Origin of the sequence: Desulfolithobacter dissulfuricans, assembly GCF_025998535.1 — a bacterium.
Lineage (GTDB): Bacteria > Desulfobacterota > Desulfobulbia > Desulfobulbales > Desulfobulbaceae > Desulfolithobacter > Desulfolithobacter dissulfuricans.
On sequence record NZ_AP024233.1, the window covers coordinates 1,408,641 to 1,427,661 of the forward strand.

The 19,021-nt window shown below is 58.8% G+C and carries 13 protein-coding genes; 3 read left to right on the forward strand and 10 right to left on the reverse strand.

Annotated features, from left to right (window positions below; translation table 11 throughout):
• Window positions 1–6: 6 nt before the first annotated feature.
• Window positions 7–801 carry a hypothetical protein gene (locus GF1_RS06270; RefSeq protein ID WP_267928769.1) on the reverse strand — a complete coding sequence of 265 codons (795 nt, stop codon included), beginning with the start codon at window positions 799–801 and terminating at the stop codon, window positions 7–9.
• A gap of 67 nt (window positions 802–868) precedes the next feature.
• Window positions 869–3,127, reverse strand: coding sequence for a M4 family metallopeptidase (locus tag GF1_RS06275; protein ID WP_267928770.1), 2,259 nt, complete (start codon window positions 3,125–3,127; stop codon window positions 869–871).
• A 556-nt stretch (window positions 3,128–3,683) separates the two neighbouring features.
• On the opposite strand from GF1_RS06275, the gene GF1_RS06280 reads away from it, so the two are divergent.
• Window positions 3,684–4,625 (forward strand): hypothetical protein, encoded by a 942-nt coding sequence (locus GF1_RS06280; protein WP_267928771.1) that lies wholly within the window; start codon window positions 3,684–3,686, stop codon window positions 4,623–4,625.
• Window positions 4,626–4,723: 98 nt separating this feature from the next.
• Here GF1_RS06280 and GF1_RS06285 read toward each other — a convergent pair whose 3' ends face one another.
• The 5 genes from GF1_RS06285 to GF1_RS06305 form a co-directional block, all read right to left on the reverse strand.
• A complete protein-coding gene (locus tag GF1_RS06285) occupies window positions 4,724–6,043 on the reverse strand; it encodes a S41 family peptidase (RefSeq protein ID WP_267928772.1) in 1,320 nt (439 codons plus the stop codon).
• 221 nt (window positions 6,044–6,264) lie between these two features.
• A complete protein-coding gene (locus tag GF1_RS06290) occupies window positions 6,265–7,446 on the reverse strand; it encodes a murein hydrolase activator EnvC family protein (RefSeq protein ID WP_267928773.1) in 1,182 nt (393 codons plus the stop codon).
• A complete protein-coding gene (locus GF1_RS06295) occupies window positions 7,443–8,330 on the reverse strand; it encodes a cell division protein FtsX (RefSeq protein WP_267928774.1) in 888 nt (295 codons plus the stop codon). Before GF1_RS06295 ends, GF1_RS06290 begins: the two co-directional genes overlap by 4 nt.
• Window positions 8,327–9,061, reverse strand: coding sequence for a cell division ATP-binding protein FtsE (gene ftsE, locus GF1_RS06300; RefSeq protein WP_267928776.1), 735 nt, complete (start codon window positions 9,059–9,061; stop codon window positions 8,327–8,329). The genes GF1_RS06295 and ftsE overlap by 4 nt, the downstream gene beginning before the upstream one ends.
• A gap of 13 nt (window positions 9,062–9,074) precedes the next feature.
• Complete coding sequence (locus GF1_RS06305) at window positions 9,075–9,839, reverse strand: ATP-binding protein (protein ID WP_267928777.1); 765 nt, start codon at window positions 9,837–9,839, stop codon at window positions 9,075–9,077.
• Between the two features lie 118 nt (window positions 9,840–9,957).
• On the opposite strand from GF1_RS06305, the gene GF1_RS06310 reads away from it, so the two are divergent.
• Window positions 9,958–10,758: an HAD family hydrolase gene (locus GF1_RS06310; protein WP_267928778.1), complete on the forward strand. Its 801-nt coding sequence runs from the start codon at window positions 9,958–9,960 to the stop codon at window positions 10,756–10,758.
• Between the two features lie 218 nt (window positions 10,759–10,976).
• A complete protein-coding gene (locus GF1_RS06315) occupies window positions 10,977–12,587 on the forward strand; it encodes a DUF445 family protein (RefSeq protein WP_267928779.1) in 1,611 nt (536 codons plus the stop codon).
• 25 nt (window positions 12,588–12,612) lie between these two features.
• Here the strand turns inward: GF1_RS06315 and GF1_RS06320 are convergent, their stop codons facing one another.
• From GF1_RS06320 to GF1_RS06330, 3 genes are all read right to left on the reverse strand, one after another.
• The gene (locus GF1_RS06320; protein WP_267928780.1) at window positions 12,613–13,170 is read right to left on the reverse strand and encodes a response regulator; all 558 of its coding nucleotides are present in this window, start codon (window positions 13,168–13,170) and stop codon (window positions 12,613–12,615) included.
• Window positions 13,170–15,161 carry a transporter substrate-binding domain-containing protein gene (locus tag GF1_RS06325; RefSeq protein ID WP_267928781.1) on the reverse strand — a complete coding sequence of 664 codons (1,992 nt, stop codon included), beginning with the start codon at window positions 15,159–15,161 and terminating at the stop codon, window positions 13,170–13,172. Before GF1_RS06325 ends, GF1_RS06320 begins: the two co-directional genes overlap by 1 nt.
• A gap of 345 nt (window positions 15,162–15,506) precedes the next feature.
• Entirely contained in the window at window positions 15,507–18,998 is a 3,492-nt protein-coding gene (locus tag GF1_RS06330; protein WP_267928782.1) for an OmpA family protein, read from the reverse strand.
• Window positions 18,999–19,021: the final 23 nt, after the last annotated feature.

The window sequence follows — 19,021 nt, forward strand, 5'->3', positions numbered from 1 at the left end:
TACTGCCTACTGGTTAAGGGGAAGATAATCGGTTTTGATATTGAGCTTCACACCACCAAATATCTGGACCCGGCTGCCGGAGATATCGCGCTGGGTCTCCTTGGTGGTCCGGATATTAATGTTCGTGTAGGACGTGGACGCCGAGGCCTTGACCCAGGACGAAAGCAGGCTGCCGGTGCGCGCCTTGGCCCGGAAGCGGAAGCTGTCGCGATGATAGGTGCCGCTCTGTTTCTGATAAAAGGTGGAACCATAGGTGGTGAAGGTCAGCCTGGTCTCGATGGTACCGCTTTCCACCACGATCCTCAGGATACCCTGTTTGACCATCTCCTTGAGGATGTCATACTTGTTGGCCGCCAGCCGGACAGCCACCGCCTCTATGATGGCGTTGACCTTGTCCTGGTCCAGAGCGCCGGCTGCCGCCACCTGGTTGTTGTTGCTGACCCCGGCCTCTTCCGGCACCGTGAGTGCCTTGTTCAGGGCCTCGGCCTCATCATCGGTCAGGCTGGAGCCGGGTTTCACCTTGGTGCCATCCTTATCGGCATTGGCGGTTTCCGGCGGAAGGACCTGGGCCAGAAACTGAAGGATCTGGTCGCCGCCGATATCGTCCTTGGTGTTGTTGATGTAGTCCTTGAGGGATGCGGAAACAGCCCTCAGCAGTTCCACGTAGGCCTCGGTCTGCCGGATGTTGGCCGAGACCAGGGCATCAAACACATCGGTTATGAGTTTGCAGGTGAATTCCGGAAAGCCGATTTCGTCCAGTCTTGCAGCCTCTGTTACTGCCGTGCTCGTTCCATCTGCCATGACTACCTCCTGTCACTGCTTTTTTTCCTGCGGGATTACAGGGTACTCCTTGGCACAACGCTCTTTTTCACCTCCAGGTTATGTCCAGGCCCCACTGCCTGAGAGCACCTTCATCTTCAGCCGCGTGGTCGCTGACCGCGAGCTGCCACTGCCCCTGCATAGGCGTGCCCTCAAGGGTGAGCAGGCCGGGCACCTGGACACCGTCATAGGTTTTTTTGATGTTGTCACGACCGTTGCCGCTGCGGTCATGAAGGACGACATCCGTGCCGTCCGGAGCAGTCAGGGTACAGCGCAGGTCGCCGATATAGGTGTGCTCGATATCCAGGCTGATCTTGAGTTTGACGATGGTGCCCTGCTCCGTGATCTCGATGGTGTCCCGTATGCCGCCAGGATTGTTGTCCGGGATGAGGAGCTGGGGTTGGGAGGTTTTCTGTAACCGTTTTTCAGTCTGTTTTATAAGCGAGAGACCCAGGCTCCATTTCCTGAGCACCCCTGTATCCAGACCGGCATGATCGCTGACCTGCAATTCCCAGGTACCATGGGCCTGATCACCCTTGAGAGTCGCCAGGGGTACATAATCGGCCAGGGAGTATTCCCGGACGAGATCATCGGCTCCGCCGCCTTCCCGGTCGTGGAGAACCACGCTCTCTTGGCCCGGCGAGCGCAGGATAAGCCGCAGATCACCGATATAGGTATGTTGGATGTCGACCTGGCACCTGATGTCGCGGATGGTGCCCTCTTCCTCCACGGTGAGGGTGTCGATGACACCGGCCGGATCATTGTCCGGAATATCCAGGGCTGGCCGCCGTTCCCTGCGGATCATGGCGAAGTCAGAGGCTGGCTCGCCGATGCCCACCGCGGCCCAGGCGTTCTTTATGGCCGCGTATTCCGACCCCTGGTCGGTGTAGAGCTGCCGGCAGGCATTGAGCAGGGCGTAGCGGGCCTGACGGAAGGTCCAGCGGCTGCGGGTCGCGCTTTTAAGATACTGGGTCATGGCCAGGTAATAGATCTGTTCCGCCTTTTCCCTGCCGATGCCGGTGACGTCGATACCATGGTGGGTGCCGCCGGCCACGGTGAGCCAGGCAGCCTTGTTGGGAATACCGGAATTGACATGAACCCAGCCATTATCGTTTTTGTCGGGATCAGGACGTTCTCCTTCTTTAAGTAGAAGCATGTCCTCCACATGGTCAGGCTGGCGGCACCTGGGAGGATCAGAGAGATCGCGCAGGGCGTCGTCCGAGCGATACGGCGTGTAGACACCCTCACCGATGAGCCAGTTGGTGATCTCGCCGTCATTGCTGATCATCACCCCGAAGAAGTCGGCAAAGGATTCATCCAGCGCGCCTGCTTCTTCGGCGTAGACAAAGCGGGCAGTGCGTGAGCTGATGGCGTGGGTGTATTCGTGGCCGACCACATCCAGGGCCCGGGCCAGTGGTCCGAAGACCCGGCCGTCTCCGTCCCCGTACACCATCTGGTTGTACCAGCTGCTCCAGTAAGCATTGTTGTAGCGCTGCCCGAAGTGGACCGTGGAGACGATGGGTGCATCCCGGTCGTCGTAACTCTTGCGGCCAAAGATGGTCTCGAAATAACGATACACGTTGGCCGCATTATCGTGTGCTGCCTGGGCCACCTGGTCGTCGCATACCTGGTCATCCTCCAGGACAAGCGCACCGGGCAGCGATGAGCCGTTGTTGGCCGTGTAGGTGGTGCGCCTCATGATGTCGCGATGTTCCGAGATCTGCAGCAGGATGGCGCCATCCACCGCATCCACATACAGGATACGGGCTCCGAGTTCTCCTTCCAGCAGGAGCTGGATCTCCCAGCAGAGGCGGGGGACCTGGTCCCGGGTCCGGACAATGATGAGCTTTGGCTCCCGCAGGGAAGTGATCCGGCCCTGTATCTCTTCCCTGGCTCCGGCAACCGCCTCGTCCGCGCTCAGCACGGGTTCCGTGGCCGCAGGCAGCTGCGAGAGCCGGTTGTCCTTGCAGGCGATGACCACGCCGTCACTGTCCACGTGAACCTGTACCGAACCCTCGTAGACCGGTACACCAGCCACGCTCTGGGCCAGGCAGACGTGATGGACCCCGTGGGGATCGCTTTCCCTGCTGACCACGAAGGTCTGCTCGTCAAAAGTTTCGGGCAGGGCATAGAGGTCGGCATGTTTTTCAAGAAACGTAAGGGCGATCTCTTCCGGCGACCGGTCACTGGGTTCACTGAGCCTGCCCATGATGAATTTGGGCCGGGTGGTGTCCTCATGCCAGAAGATGCGGTTGGAAGGGTGTAGCTCCAGGAGCTTGTCCGCGGTTTTCTGTTGCAGTGCATTCATGATATTCCCGCCTTGATCTGGTCTGGATTACAGGTTCGGAGTAGCCGTGTGTCTCGCGATATCGCAGACCACAGGTGCCCGGATAATACGGCCCGCAATCTCGTATCGAAGAGTTTACAGTGGGGGTTGTTTGGGGACGTAGATGTACCCGACGATGCGGTTGAAGGGTCAGGCACCGTTTTCGGGCGGTGAGCCATGGATGGAGAGTGCTTTTCGCACATGTTCTCACTCACCTTGTTCCTGGCAGGGATGACCACCGGGAGGACGGACGCCTGAACGGACGTCATGGTGGCGGTCAAAGCATGATAACAACCCGTTGCCATAACCATGCCGTTGATCCCGATGGACCTGTCATGATTTTTTTTTTAGCTGGCAATGAGTTCTGTCATCTATTAATAATAATATCAAAACAAGGAGTTAAGTGTCAATCGTTTTTCCTGTTTCCGTGGAAAGCACTGGCCTGCAACCTGCCTGGGTAATCGGCGGCAACCGGAGGGGAAGGATCCGAACCGAATCATCGGTCCGGAATAGTGGTGGAGGAGATGGAGGTGGACCCATGAAGTGGAGGCGCTGTACCTGTGTACTGATACTGTTGCTGCTTGGCAGCCTGTCGCTTGCCGGCTGTCGCGAATCTTATGACGAGGCAACCGAGACCCTGCAGGTGGTGACTGACAGGTATCGGCGGCTGACGCTCGACGATACCTGCAGGGCCCGTGATCCGGTGATTGACGAGATAGAACAGGAACTGGCCGGAGATCACACGGTCCTTTCCCTGCTCAAACTCTATGTGGAGGGTATGAAGCAGGAGCCTGGTACGGACTCCAGGTATTTCCGTAACCTGGAGCATCTCTTTGCCTGCGGTACGGTGCCGGAACAGCTGGAAGGCCATTTGCATGGCTACAGTCTGTACCTGAAAAAGGGCGAGGATCCAGGGGGCGAAATTTTAAACCAGATCTGGGGATACACGCTGGGAGAGGTCTCCCCCTGGGAGGGAAAGATTCTTCACCGGGCCAGTGGCGAAGAGCTTCTGAAGTACACCGGCGGCCATGAAACAGACACCGAGACCGTCTTCGTGGGATTGAACGGATTCCAGCGCTTTCCCGAGTCACCGCTCAATCAGCTGAGTGTGACCGTGCTGGATTTCATGATGAATCTCAAGGATGCAACCCCGGAGGAGGAGGCTCTGTATGGCTACCAGAAAAAAGGCGGGCTGTTCATAGCCAGAAAAGCGCGCTCTGTTTATCCGGCAGATGGGGACCGGGAGGTATTCCAGCTCAATTACCGCTGGCAGGGACTGGGTAACACCCCGCCGAGCCGGTACCTGGTAGACGAGGTGGTCGAGATCGCCGACGGCCTCTATCTGGGCCGGCTTGTCTATGCCACCGAGCACCTGGTTGCCCCGTACGATCCGCTGGCCGATCCCGCTGTGTACGGCTACGAACATTTCGGTTTTTTCATCCTCATGGATGAAGGCTGGCGTCAGCTGGGCATTCTCTGACAATCGTCTGTTTTCAGTAAAGGTCAAAGAAGAAGGCCCTGCCATCTCTGGGATGGCAGGGCCTTCTGTGTTGGTCAGAGAAAAGATCTCTTGCGGGTTCAGTCGGCCAGGACCTTGTTCTTGGCCGCTATCTGCAGGCTTTTCAGGATGATCAGCGCTGTGCGCAGCTGGTTGTCCTTTTGCAGCTTTTCCCTGGCCTTCTGCAGATCCTTGTCCTCCTGGGACATCTCTTCTTTCTGGTCTTCCCCGCCGTTTTTGAAATGGTGGGGAAGATCCTTTTCCCGCACGGTCCAGAAATTTTTTCTTTTGTTCTGATCAACGTTTTCTACCGGCGGAACAAAGGGGATCTCCACATCGGGCTTGATGCCTCTGGCCTGGATGGACTCGCCGCTGGGAGTATAGTAGCGGGCCGTGGTAAGCCGCAGTCCGGCCCCGTCGGGCATGGGGATCACGGTCTGCACCGAGCCCTTGCCAAAGGTCACCGTACCGAGGATGATGGCCCGTCCGTGATCCTGCAGGGCGCCGGCAACGATTTCAGAGGCGCTGGCCGATCCTTCGTTGACCAGGACGATGATCGGGAACTGGAAGGCGTCGCTGTCCCGGTGGGCCTCGAACACCATGTCCTGTTCCGGGTCGCGGCCACGGGTGGACACGATAACACCCTTGTCGATGAACACATCCGCCACCTTGACAGCCTGGTCCAGCAGCCCGCCGGGATTGTTGCGCAGGTCCAGCACCAACCCCTTGATCTCACCCTTCTTGGCCGCATTCCGTAAGGCCTTGCGGAAATCTCTGGTGGTGGATGCCTGGAAGTTGGTTATCCGGATGTAGACAAAGCCAGGCTCCAGGATCATGCTCTTGACCGAGTGAAGCGGGATCTCCGCCCGGACCAGGGTGAAATCCCTGAGTTCGGACCACCCGGAGCGAAAGATGGACAGCGTCACCTTGCTGCCCTTGGGGCCGCGGAGTTTCTTGACCGCGTCCATCAGTGTCATGTTCTTGGTCAGTTTGCCGTTGATGCGGATTATCTGGTCACCGGCACGGATGCCCTCCTTGTAGGCCGGGGTTCCCTCGATGGGAGAAACCACGGTCAGCACACCGTCCCGGACGGTGATCTCGATACCGATACCGGTGAAACTACCCTTTGTTTCCACCTGCAGTTCCTTGAAATCCTCGGGCTCCAGGTAGGAGGAGTGCGGGTCAAGGGACGAGAGCATGCCGTTGATGGCGCCGACGATGACCTGGTGAATATCGACCTTGTCCACGTAATGCTGCTGGAGCAGCATCAGGACGTTGGAAAAGGTCTCCAGGCTCTTGTAGGTTTCCTGGTCATCTTGGGCCTGTTCCCCGGCCTGACCATGCGGGCCGGGAAAGGTGAGAAAAACAAGGGTGAGCAGCAGGATGCAGTATTTTTTCATGGACTGGTTCTATACCCGGATGGAAAAGGAATGTGGGTCACCCCGTACCTTGGTACTTTCAGGCACCCTGTGATTTGGTCAAAAACGAATGTATCAGATTACCAGGCGGCTTCACAGAATATTTTTTTACTTGCTCCGCAATCGGTGAAGCTGGAGTTTTCGCCTGTCGTCCGTACCCCGCTGCCCTCCACGGAGAAAAGGCCTCTTGATTCAGGTCCCTGTCACTGCTGGAGGCTGCCGGGCCTGAACCAGGGCAGCGGATCTTCGGCCCTGGCGCCGTGACGGATTTCAAAATAAAGTCCCTGGTCAAACAGGGTGGCGATGTCACCGGTGATCCCGATCTGCCCGCCGGTCTCCACCTGCTGTCCCTCGTGGACCAGGACCTGGTCCAGCCGGGCGGTGACCGTGTAGTAGCGCAGTCCGTGGTCAATGATCACCATGTTGCCATACCCGCGCATGTAGCCGGCAAAGAGCACCTTGCCCTTATAGACGGCACGCACCGGGGCGTTATCCGGTGTCTCAATGGAGATACCCCGCGATTTATCCACGCTTTCGGGATCATCATCTCTCCTTTCGCCAAAGCAGCGGGTGAGACGGCCCCGGACCGGGGGCTCCAGCCGGCCCCGGTTCAGGACAAAGCCCCTGGTCCGGTTTTCCTGCTGTTGCTTGAGTCGGGTCAGGGTCAGGCTCAGGTGTTGTTCCGCCCGCTGCATCTCCCGTACCGCCTGCATGTAGAGACTTTTCTCTGTCCGGATCCGGGCCAGGAGCTGTTCTTTCTCCCGGCGCAGCCTGGCCAGCTTGTCCTTTTCTTTCTCGGCCTGGGCAAGGAAATTCTCAAGGACCGATTTTTCAAGCTGCTCGGCATCTCTCGCCCGGCGCAGTTCTTCAATGGTGTCACGGTATTTGACCATGAGCTCCTGGTCATATTCCAGCAGCCGGCGAAACGAGTCGCCAAACACCATCAGGTCAGGCAGTTTCTGGTTGGAAAAGGTGACATCGAGCACCGTTATCCGCCCCACCAGGTAGTAGGCACGCAGTCTCTTCTGCAGATGCGTCCGGACCGCGTCCTTGATGGTCCAGGCCTTGCGCAGCTCCTGCTCCTTTTCAGCCAGCAGTTTTTCCTGGGCCTGGAGTTGGGCCATGATCGTGGCCACGGTCTTTTTCTGGTGGCTCAGCTTCTGGTCGATCTGCTCTAGCTCTTCGAGCAGGTTTGTCTCCTTTTCCCCGGTTTGTTGTATTTTTTCAAGATGGCTGGAAAGTTCGCTCCGCAGCCTGCCGATATTCTGGCGGTGCTGTTCCATCTCTGCAGCTGTTTTTGCCACCGCCCAACCGCCAGCCCCGGTTGTCAGCAGCAGGTACAGGCAACCAGGCAGCAGCCATGATTTCCAACGGTGCAGCTTCATAGGCGGAGGAACTTTCTGGTCGAAAAATAACTGCCACTGGCGCAGAGCAGGGTGGCAACCCCAACGATGCCGCCCAGGACCGGAAGGGGAAAAAAGGTAAAGGGAAACAGCTCAAGCAGGGCCGAGCCGGCAAAGCGCAGTTTAATCCAGTTGAAGAGCAGGTACAGGGCCGCCAGCCCCAGGCTGGAACCGAGCAACCCCTGCATGGCACCCTCGATGAAAAAGGGCATGCGGATATAGTTGTTGGTGGCCCCCACGAGGCGGAGCAGTTCCAGTTCCTGCTGTCGGCCCAGAATTGCCAGCCGCAGTGAATGGGCCACCATGAACGAGGTTACCAGGACAAGAAGGGCACCGGAGAGGACGACGACCACCCGCAGGAGCTGGACAAACGAGTAAAAGCGCTCCACCCATTCCTGGCCGTACTGGACCCGGAGAACGCCGGGCAGGGTCTGGATATAGTCGGAAAAACGTTTGATCCGGGTCAGGGAGGTCAGCGACCGGTGCGGATAGATTTCCATGGATGGTGGAAGGAAATCACGCGGCATGTCAGCCAGGATATCCCGATCGCGGCCCAGCTGGGCGGCAAAGCGATCATAGGCCTGCTCCCTGCTGATGAAGACGATTTTTTCCACCTGGTCAAACTTGAGGATCTTGCGCCGGTACTCGTCCTGGAGCCGGGGCCCGGGTTCTTCGTCCAGGTAGGCCACCAGCCGCAGGTCATCCCCGAAATGACGGCCGATATTCAGGACATTGGTGTAGATGAGATAGAAAAAGGAGAAAATAAGCACTGACAGACCAATGGTGAGCAGGGAGAGGATCTGGGTTGACCAGGTCTGCCGGAGATTGCGTCCTGTCTGGGTGATGACAGCGTAGAGAAAGTTCATATCTCTGCCTTAGCCTCACCAGGTAGCGAAGGGGTCCGGTCCGGGTCTGTGGTCTGAACCCGGCGGCCGGCACGGAGCTCGACCACCCGGTGGCCTGTACCCTGGAAAATGGAGAGATCATGGGTGGCGATGATCAGGGTGGCGCCCTGGCGGTGACATTGCCTGAACAGCTCCATGACCCGCTCGGTGGTCTCTCCATCCAGGTTGCCGGTCGGTTCGTCGGCCAGGATGAGTTCGGGTTTGTTGGCCACTGCCCGGGCAATGGCCACCCGCTGCTGTTCGCCCCGGGAAAGATCACCGACCCGGGCCCGGAGCTTGTCGGTCAGGTCGAGCCGGTCGAGCAGGTAGCGGGTACGCTTGCGGATAAAGGTGCGGCTCCGGTAGGAGACCTCCATGGAAATGGCGATGTTTTCGGCCACGCTCTTGTCAGGCAGCAGCTTGAAGTCCTGGTAGGCCATGCCTATGGATCGCCTGAGCCGCTGGATGGCCGCGCGGGACAGCTTGGCCAGGTCGTTGCCGCCGATCTCCACCAGCCCCCTTGTCGGAGTTTCCAGGCCGCACAGAAGCCGGAGCAGGGTGGTCTTGCCGGCCCCGCTGCGGCCAGTGAGAAAGACCATCTCCCCCTGCTTCACGGACAGCGAGACGTCGCTGAGCGCTTCCACCGAGGGCGGATAGATCTTGGCCACCTTGATCAGTTCGACCATGCTGGTGGGATGTTCCTGCTCTGTCACCGGCCAGGCACCCTCAGGACTGGGCAAAGATCTTGTCAAAGATGGCAAAGGCCTGCTGGACCACCCTGGCATCATCTGGCAGACTGAGATAGGAGCTGCCGGAGAGTTCCTGCTGGACCAGTTCGTCACTGGCCGGGATGATGCCGGCCAGCTCCATGTCCGCCTCGGCCACGGCCTGGTCGATTTTTTCCTCTAGGGCAGGGGGCACCGGGTCCGGGGCCCGGTTGACGACGAGATACTGGCGCTTTATCTCCAGCTGGAGCGGGCCGGTTATATCGGCAATCCGCCGGGCGGTCAGGATGCCCCGGGCAGACGGATCCGAGACAATGATCAGGGTATCGATGGCGTGCAGGTTCATGCGGCTCAGATGTTCCATGCCCGCCTCGTTGTCAACGATGATGTACCTGTAGTTTTCAGCCAGTTTGTCCATGGTCATGGCCAGGTACTGGTTGGCTGCGCAGTAGCATCCCGGCCCGTCCGGCTGGCCCATGACCAGCAGGTCAAAGCCCGATTCCTCGATCAGGGCCTGGTGGATTTTCATCTCCATGTACTGGTCGCGGCTCATGCCGTGCGGGATATCGCCCTTCATCTCCTTGCGGATCTCGCCCAGGGTCATGTGGACATCGAGTTCCAGCAGTTCGTTGAGGTTGGCGTTGGCATCGGCGTCCACAGCGAGGATGGGCGTCATCTTGCACTGGAGAAGATATTTGATGAGCAGGGCCGATGTGGTGGTCTTGCCGGTACCACCCTTGCCTGCCATGGCTATAACTTTGGTCATGTTCTATATCCTTGAAAAATAAATGAATGGTTCCTGTTTCCGTATCACTATACCTTATAGAAAGGGTTTTTTCATGTCAAACGGAAAAGCCTGTTTTTTCAGGAAGTTTTCCCTGGGTATGGATTTACTTGTGGACGCGGCGCAGGTTCTGCGATATTTTGACAACTTTGTGTATGACCGGCTGGAGCCGAAAAGATCCAGGCTTCCAGCGCTGTTTCACAAACATCTCCGGAGGACCTGCATGGGCTACAAGGCTGTGATCTTTGATCTGGACGGAACACTGCTCGATACCCTCGATGATCTGGCGGAAAGCGGTAACCGGGTGCTGGCCGCCCAGGGCATGCCCACCCATCCGCGGGAAGCCTACTGCTATTTTGTCGGTGACGGCCTGGAGATGCTGATTCGCAGGATCGTCCCCGAGGATCGCCGCGACGAAGAGACCATCCGTCGGTTGATCCAGGAATTCCGGGAGGTGTACTCCAGAAACTGGAATGTGCTGAGCCGGCCCTATCCCGGCGTCGACGACATGCTCGAAGAACTGCGCCGGCTGGGTCTCTCCCTGGCCGTGCTCTCCAACAAACCTGACGACTTTACGCGCCATTGCGTCCAGGAGCTGCTTGGCAATCACTCTTTTGTCTCGGTGCTCGGTCACCGTCCGGGCGTGCCCAGGAAACCGGCCCCGGACGGGGCTCTGGAAATTGCAGAGACCATGGGGCTTACACCGGCGGATATCCTCTATCTCGGTGATACGGCAACAGACATGGAGACCGCGCTGCGGGCCGGCATGACACCGGTGGGCGCACTCTGGGGATTCAGAACCGCCGACGAGCTCCGCCAGAGCGGGGCGGCCCACCTGGTGAGCCATCCCGGCGAAGTTGTCGAACTGGTCAGGGACAAGACGGCGTCAGTGCAGGACTGAACCCACATGACAGGCTGCTGAAAAACGTAGCGAGCGAAGATGAGACAAGGAAAAATGAGGCGAAAAAGCGCAGTGTACATGGAGTACATGAGCATTGCCAAGTCTTGCAGATAAGCGCAGACTTCGAACTCGCTTGCCCGAGCCTGATTTTGACGCATCATCCCCTGGCGCAGTAGTTTTTCAACGGCCTGACAACTCACAGACTTTTTTAGGGATAAATGATCACACCACCCCTGGATCCAGCACTTCTTGCCTGGGCCGGCCCTCCGGTTCTGGGCGCCTTTATCGGCTACCTGACCAACAAGGTGGCCATCAGGATGCTGTTTCGGCCGCTGAAGCCCTGGCGGATCGGCTCCATTCGTGTGCCCATGACCCCCGGCGTCATCCCGTCCAAGCGGCATGAGCTGGCCGTCAACATCGGTGAAATGGTGGGCCAGCATCTGCTGACCAGCAAGGACATCGGTGAGGCACTCTCCCGGGAACGGTTCCAGGATCACCTCTACCGGATCGTCGACGACATGGTCCGGGATGTCCTGAGTCGCGACCTGGGCCCGGCCGCCTCGGTGGTGCCCCGTCGGTTCCGGGCCTATTTCAAGATCGGTATCCGGACCCTGAAGTACCAGCTCAAGAGCGGGGTGCACGGGTTCTTCAAGAGCGAGGCCTTTGCCAGCACCCTGGAGGAGATCCTGATCAGGGAACTCGACCGGCTCGGGAAACGGTCGGTGAACGAGTTTCTCTCCCATGATGATCGGCAGGCGGTATACCGGTTTATCGAGGACTTTGTCGGCGAGCTGCTGGCCGGGGAGGAGGTGGAAAAATGGCTTGCCGCCTATCTGCGCGAACAGGTGGAAAAGGCAGCCAGCGAGGACCGTTCCATCGGCGATCATCTGCCCGAGTCCCTGGCCTTTCTGATCGTGTCCACCATCCGCGAGCAGGCTCCGCGGCTGCTGGAACAGCTGGCCAGGATGCTTGCGGAACCGACCATGCGCGAGAAGATCATCTGCGGCATTCGTGATGCCATCAATGGCTTTTTAAGTACCCTGGGGCCGCTGGCGGCCATGGCCTCAAGTTTCCTTGATGCAGGCAGCCTGGAAAAGAAAATCCGTCAGTACCTGGAGGATAAGGAAGAGGATATCGCCACCTGGCTCAAGCAGCCGGCGGTCCAGGACCGGTTCGCCGATGTACTGGGGCAGCAGGCCGAAAAATTCCTGGCCACGCCCATCGGCGCATTGCTGGACAAGGTGGACGGGGAGCAACTCGATCATATTTTCCAGGAGACGGCCCACCAGCTGCTGGCTGTGCTGCGCACCGAAGGGGTGCGGCGGACCTTCGCCTCCCTGCTCCACGATTCCATGGAGTCCATGCTCGATGAAGGTCGGCGGCCGCTGGGCGAGGTGGCCGGCCGGCTGCTTGGCCCGGAAACCACGGTTTCGCTGCAGCGGACCATAGTCCGTGAAAGCGTTACCCTGCTACGCTCCAGGCAGGTGAAATCCATTATCGATTCCATGCTGGGCACCATGATCGACCGGCTCACGGCCCGGCCCATAGGCGTGCTGCGCGACCTTCTGCCCGCCGGAGTCCGCAGGGGGATCACCGAGTATCTCGTGCAGCAGATCAACCGTCTGCTCCAGACCCAGGTACCGGGGCTGGTGGATTCACTCAATATCCGCCGTATCGTCACGGAAAAGGTGGATTCGCTCGATCTTCTGCGCCTGGAACGCCTCCTGCTTTCCATCATGGAGGAGCAGTTCAAGTACATCAACCTCTTCGGAGCCCTGCTCGGTTTCCTGATCGGCATGGCCAACCTGCTGATCCTCAGGCTGGGATAGAACACGCCTCCCGTGGCGCGTTTCCTCAGGCCGTGGTTCGGCTTTTCAGGGCCGTGCGGATCACCTTGCCCAGCTGCATCATGGTATAGGGCTTGCGGATAAAGGCGGACGCGCCCAGGGCCAGGGCCTTTTTCACCTCTTCACTTTCCGAGAAACCACTGGCTATGACCGCCTTGAGGTCCGGTTTGCGGCTGAGCATCTGTTCGTAGCACTGGCGGCCGTTCATTCCCGGATCCATGATCATATCCAGCAGTACCAGGTCGACATCCTGTTCTTCGATCACAGTCAGCGCCTCTTCGCCGGAACTGGCGGTCAGCACCCTGTAGCCAAGGGATTCCAGCAGTTGGCCGGCGATGTCACGCTGCTGCGCCTCATCATCGACCACCAGGATCTGGTTTCCGTTTCCCCGCAGGCTGTCGTCGGCCGATTCCTCCTTGCGCGGTCCGGCCTTGGCCCTGGTGGCGGGAAAGTAGAGGGTGAAGGTGGTCCCGTTTTCATTGCTCTCCACCGTGATGTCGCCGCCATGGTCCTGGACCGTGTTCCAGACAATGGTCAGCCCCAGGCCGGTGCCGCTTTTTCCCATCACCTTCTTGCTGTAGAACGGCTCAAAGATGTGTTTCTGGTCTTCGGGGAAATGCCCGGACCGTCATCGGCCACCGAGAGCAGGACATATTCACCCCGCTTCATGTACTGATTTTCCGCCACTGGCCGTTCGATGTAGCAATTGGCAGTGCTCACCGTGACGGTGCCCCGGCCATTGACTGCCTCCACCGCGTTGACCAGCAGGTTCAGGAGCGATTTGCGGATATGAATGGGCGAACAGGAAATGTTGAGCAGGTCCGGGTCCAGCACGGTTTGGCAGGTCAGGTCGTCCAGGTCCTCGACGATCTGTTTGAATTCCGGCGAGTCCAGCTGTTCCTGGATCAGGTAATTTATGTTGACAGTTTCCCTGGACGCCGCCGCTCCACGGGTCACGGTGAGCATGTCCGCCACCACTTCGGCGGCCCGCAGGCCGGAGTCACGAATCAAGGCCAGCGGAGCGCGCAGCTCACTGTCCTTGGGCAGTTTGAGAAGTAGCAGTTCCGGGTAGCTGACAATGCCGGAGAGGATGTTGTTCAGGTCATGGGCCACCCCGCCGGCCATCAGGCCGACGGCCTCCATTTTCATGGAGCGGTGCAGTTTTTCCTCCATCTCCAGCTGACGGCTGACATCCATGAAAAAGGCGAAATGATAGGCCTCGTTTTCGTATTCAAAATAGTTGAGGTAGAGTTCGGCCGGAAAGGTGGACCCGTCCTTGCGCAGGCAGGTGGTGGTCAGGGTGTAGAAGGCGCTTTCCTTCATCCCCTGCAGTTCCTGTTCCCAGCGCTCCTGGGAAATCTCGGCATCGATATCCGCCACCGACAACCCGGAGAGTTCGTCGGGGCTGTAGCCCAGCATGGTCGCGGCCGCCCGGTTGGCATGGATGATGGATGTCTCTTCGAGTACTGGTGAGTTTTTGATCCAGACAATGGGAAAGACGCAGGTCTCCACGGCGTGCTGGGTGAAGAGGAGCTGCTGTTCGGCCTGGCGCAGTTTTTCCGCCTGGTTGCGGATTTCCCGGTTCTGCTGTTCCAGTTTGCGGTTGTATTTGCCCAGATCATAGGTCCGGTAGAGCAGGACCAGAACCGCGGCCAGGACCAGGGGGGTAAAGCGCCACAGCTGCCTGTAGTCCCTGCCCTGTTCGAATCGGACGGCGATCCAGTCGTTGAGGATCTTCTGGTGGGTCGCCGGGTCGATGGAGGCAATGGCCTTGTCGAAGATGTTGACCAGCAGGGGTTCGTCGTTGCGGGCAGCGATACCAAGCTGCCACCGCTCGTCGAATTTGCCCGACACCTTGAGCTCACCGACAAAATCCTTCTGGATGGTGTAGCCCACCGTGGCCAGGGTGCCGATGAAACCGAAAATCTTGCCTTCCACCACCCGTTTGAGACCATCCGAGACCGAATCCACGTCGATGATCTGCATCTTCGGGTACCGCTTGCGCAGCAGTTCGTTGAAGGCATAGCCCCGGACAATGCCAATTTTTTTATCGGTGATGGTGGAGATGTCGTCAATAAAGGGGGTGTCGTACTTGGCGGCCATGACCAGCGGGATATTGAGATAGGGCCGGGTGAAATTCATGTAGGTCTCCCGCTCCGGCGTGGGCATGGCCAGGGAGAAGATGTCGCATTTGCGCTCCTTGGCATAGGCGATGGACTCCATCCAGTCCACGGTGGGGATCATGACGATGGGGATGTCGAGGATCCTGGAGAAGATATCCATGTACTCGGCCGTCATGCCGATATGCTGGCCATTTTCGATTTTCTCAAGCGGCATCCAGTCAGGATCGATACACATGGTGATCCGCTTCTTGGCAGCCAGGTATTGTTGTTCTTCCGGGGTCAGGGAGAAAAGCACCGGATCTGGAGAATCCGTGGAGTAGGTTCCGTGGTATGACCGGGTGTCATCGGTCCCGGAATAACAGGGGCACTGAAAGATAAACAGCACCAGTATGAACAGCAGTAAACGGCAGAATGCCGGTCCGGATCGGTACACTCTTACCTCCTGGAACGACTGAAGCAGATATCAGGACAAATGTCCAGAGGTCAGGTGTTGCAGGGCTGACAGCAGTACTGTTCCAGTTGAAATTCGAATTTTGATTGGTATTAAACGATTTTCTGCCACTATTGTGCCATCTCCTGATCTACAATGCAAATCACTTTTTAAAAAAAATTCTCAACAAGATGCTGCATTACATCTTCAATTAAGGATTCTGGTCAGGCGGAGACAGGGAAGTGGCGGATTGGGGAACGGTGTGGGACGATTACCAGGGAAAATAAAAAAAACCGGGGACCGCAGAACCGGTCCCCGGTAATCGGGATGTTTTTTTGAGAGGAGTGATTACTGGAGTGTAACCGGATGCAGCTCCACGCGCCGGTTTTTGGCCCGGCCTTCGGCGGTGGCGTTGTCGGCAATAGGGTTTTCAGGGCCGTAGCCCTTGGCCAGCAGCCTGTTCTCGGCAACTCCGCTCTCGATCAGGTATTTCCGCACGGCCTGGGCCCGGGCCATGGATACCTTGAGATTGCGCTCGGGATCACCCACTGAATCGGTATATCCGGCCACTTCGAACACGGTGTCGGGCTCATCGCGCAGGATGGCGGCAACCTGGTCCAGGTAGGCCCTGGCCTCGTCGGTGAGATCCGCGGTTCCGGTGGCAAAGGTGACCCCGGTGAGAACAATGGGCTTGTCGGCCGGGCAGCCCAATGTTCCGGATTCGTCTGCAGCGGCGGTTTCAGGGCAGAGGTCCAGCCGGTCCACGATACCGTCGTTGTCGCTGTCAAGCTCGCAGCCCAGCGAATCGACAGCGGCCCCGGCCACGGTATCCGGACAGGCGTCCACGGCATCGGAGACCCCGTCGTTGTCACTGTCGGTGGTCTGGAGGAGCAGTTGTTCCTTTTCTTTCTGCAGGGCCTCGATCTCCTGCTGGAGGGCCTGCAGCTGCTCGGCCAGGGCCTGCTCCCTGGACTGGCTGGTTTCCAGGGCCTCTTTGAGTCCTGCGGCCTCTTCCTGGAGGGCGGCCAGCTCCTGCCTGGTGGTTTCCAGCGCGGTCAGCTTCTGCTCAAGCTCGGCAAGGATCGATTCCTTTTCCGCCAGGGCGGCCTTGAGTTCATCGACCTGCGCAGCCTCGCTCCTGGCCGCTTCCAGCTGCCCACTCAGCTGCTCGTCCATGGCTTCCAGAGTGGCGATTTTCTCCTGCAGGGCGACAATGGCCTCCTGCCTGGTCTGCAGTTCCGCCTTGAGCTCATCGATCTGCGCGGCCCGGGCTCTGGCTTCCTCCAGCTGGCTGGCCATTTCCCGGCCGGCGTTTTCAAGGGAAGCTATCTTGTCCTGCAGGGCAGCGATGGCTTCTTCCCTGGATTTAAGCTCGGTCTTGAGCTCATTGATCTGCGCAGCCTTGCTCTGTGCCTCCTCCAGCTGGGTCTTCAGATCCTGGCTGGTGGTTTCCAGCTCAGCCAGTTTCTCCTGCACTTCCTGCAGCTGGGCCGCCAGCGCTTCCTTTTCGGCAAGAACGGCCTGGCTGGTGGCCTGGAGCTGCTGAAGCTCGTCATTCTTTTCCTTCAGCAGCAGCTGCAGCTGCTCCACTTTCTCGGTGAGAACCGGAACATTGGCTGCCGCTTCGGTCTTCTCGGCGATGACAGCCTTGGCATTCTCCAGGGACTGGGTCAGCTCTTCGATACGGGCTGTCTTTTCATCCAGCTGGGCCTGGAGCTGCTCTTTTTCGGTCTGCAGGGTAGCAAGTTCCTGCTGCAGCCGGGTCAGTTCTTCCTCGGTCGAGACCAGCTTGGAGGCCGCCGTATTCTGGGCCTCGCGGGCCGTGGCCAGTTCGGCCTCAAGTTCGCTGATCCTTGCCCTGGCACCTTCAAGCTCTTCGCCAAGGGCCCGGGCCGCGGCCAGTTCTTCCTCAAGCGAGGCGATCTTTGCTTCGGAAGCGGTGAGCTTTTCCGTGAGTTCGGTCACCTGGCCGGTCAGCTCGTCGACCTTGGTCTGGGCCTCGGTCAGCGCTGTTTCCTTTTCAGCAAGCGCTGTCTTGACCGTCTCCAGCTCCTGGGCGGCACCACGGGCTTCTTCCAGCTGAGCGGTCAGTTCCTGAACCTGGGTTTCAAGATTCTGCTTATCGGTTTCCAGGTTGGCAAGCGTGGTGTTCAGCTCGTCAAGTTCCGCAGTTTTCGTCTCCAGGTCTGCAGCACACTGCTCTTTGGCCTCGGTGGTCCTGGCCAGCTCCTCATCCTTGACAGTGATGACCTGTTCCAGACGCTCCTTTTCTTTCTGCAGCTCGGCTATCTGGTTGTTTGCTTCTTCCAGACGACTGTTCTTATCGGCCAGGTCGGCTTCCAGTTGTTCGATGGTGGCCTTGGCCGTATCCAGCTCGCTCTGCAGTGCGTCGCGGGCGGCGATGGTATCTGCCAGCTTGCCCTTGAGCTGGTTCATCTCGTTATCCCAGACAATCCTGGACTCGGTGAAGGCCACGATCTGGCGCACCAGCCGCTTGCCCTCTTCCATGGCCTCCTGCTCTGCCTGGCGGGCTTTGGCAAGCTCCGTGCGGAGCGACTCCATGGCATCCATGGCCGCCTTCTTTTCCTCTTCGGCCCGGGTAGCCCGCTGCTCGAGTTCCTGAAGCTGGCTGGTCTTGGCCTGCAGTTCCTGCTGCAGGGTGGCAAGCTGGGCCTGGGCCTCGGCCAGGGCCTGACGGCTCTGGGTGAGCTGCTCTTCCAGGGTGTTGGCTTCCAGCTCCGTGGGAGCGATCAGCTTGCTGCGTTCCTGGCCGTATTTGAACATGGCCTCGGCCTTGAGCTCAGCCCGTTTACGGGCCGCCTTGAGGACCGCCACCCTGGACAGGGCGTCGCTCAGCTTGGCTCGCAGGGTGCCGATCTCACCGAGCTGTTTCTGGATGGTCTCTCGCAGGGTAGCCAGTTCCTCTTCCTGGCGTTTGGCGGTTTTCTCGGCTGTTTCTCTGGCAAGTTGTGCCTCGGCCAGGGATTTTTTCAGCTGATCGATGGTATCCTCGGCCGCCACCAGGTTGGCCTCGGCCTGCTGGACCCGCAGTGACAGGGCCTGGATGCGGTCGTTGGCGGTCATCAGCCCTTCAGCCTTGTTCTCCAGGTCGGCCCGGACTTTTTCCAGGTGCTTGGTGATGATCTCGGCTTTGCGCAGTTTCTGCTGCAGGGTGGTGTTCTGCTGGCGGAGCGAGGCAAGGATGGTCTGGGTATCCTCGAGTTCGGCGGTCTTCCGCTCGAGCTCCTTTTCAAGAGTCGCTATCCGTTCCTTGAGCGCGGCCGCCTCCTGGCAGCTCTTGCTGGTGTGTTGTTTGGCTGCCAGGGCCTGGTCTCGGGCCTCGGTCAGTACCTGAACCTGCTGCTGCAGCTTCTCTATCTCCGCATCCCGGGCGGCAATTGCCTTTTTCAGGGCTTCGATATCCGCACTGCCACTGCCCTGTTTAAGACAGTCCTGCAGTCTGGTGTCCAGGGCGGCGAGCTGTTCGCGGGCGGCGCGCAGTTCCTGTTCCCGGGTGGCGAGATCTTCACGGGCAGCATTGAGCTGGTCACGCAGGGCGGCGAGTTGTTTTTCTTTTTCCGCGTTCTCGACCTTCTGGCTGGCCAGCAGTTTCTGCTGTTCCTGCAGGGTCAGAATCTCCTGCCTGGCTTCGTTGAGCCGGGCCTTGCACTTCTCCACCTGGCTGTTGCATTCGGCCAGGGCCGCGTTGTGCTCCTGCACAACCGCCTGGTGCCCGGATGCGGCTTTGGGGTATTTGCGGACCTGCTTGCCATGGTAGATGGCAAGGAAAATATAGACGATAATTCCGGCGATGATCAGAGCTGTGGTGCGTGGTTTCATGGCGTTTCTATTGGTTGTGCTGG

What these genes read in the sequence shown, in the direction of transcription:
- GF1_RS06270 (WP_267928769.1), bottom strand. Translation starts at nt 801, where the DNA reads ATGGCAGATGGAACGAGCACGGCAGTAACAGAGGCTGCAAGACTGGAC.
- GF1_RS06275 (WP_267928770.1), bottom strand. Translation starts at nt 3,127, where the DNA reads ATGAATGCACTGCAACAGAAAACCGCGGACAAGCTCCTGGAGCTACAC.
- GF1_RS06280 (WP_267928771.1), top strand. Translation starts at nt 3,684, where the DNA reads ATGAAGTGGAGGCGCTGTACCTGTGTACTGATACTGTTGCTGCTTGGC.
- GF1_RS06285 (WP_267928772.1), bottom strand. Translation starts at nt 6,043, where the DNA reads ATGAAAAAATACTGCATCCTGCTGCTCACCCTTGTTTTTCTCACCTTT.
- GF1_RS06290 (WP_267928773.1), bottom strand. Translation starts at nt 7,446, where the DNA reads ATGAAGCTGCACCGTTGGAAATCATGGCTGCTGCCTGGTTGCCTGTAC.
- GF1_RS06295 (WP_267928774.1), bottom strand. Translation starts at nt 8,330, where the DNA reads ATGAACTTTCTCTACGCTGTCATCACCCAGACAGGACGCAATCTCCGG.
- GF1_RS06305 (WP_267928777.1), bottom strand. Translation starts at nt 9,839, where the DNA reads ATGACCAAAGTTATAGCCATGGCAGGCAAGGGTGGTACCGGCAAGACC.
- GF1_RS06310 (WP_267928778.1), top strand. Translation starts at nt 9,958, where the DNA reads ATGGATTTACTTGTGGACGCGGCGCAGGTTCTGCGATATTTTGACAAC.
- GF1_RS06315 (WP_267928779.1), top strand. Translation starts at nt 10,977, where the DNA reads ATGATCACACCACCCCTGGATCCAGCACTTCTTGCCTGGGCCGGCCCT.
- GF1_RS06320 (WP_267928780.1), bottom strand. Translation starts at nt 13,170, where the DNA reads ATGGGAAAAAGCGGCACCGGCCTGGGGCTGACCATTGTCTGGAACACG.
- GF1_RS06330 (WP_267928782.1), bottom strand. Translation starts at nt 18,998, where the DNA reads ATGAAACCACGCACCACAGCTCTGATCATCGCCGGAATTATCGTCTAT.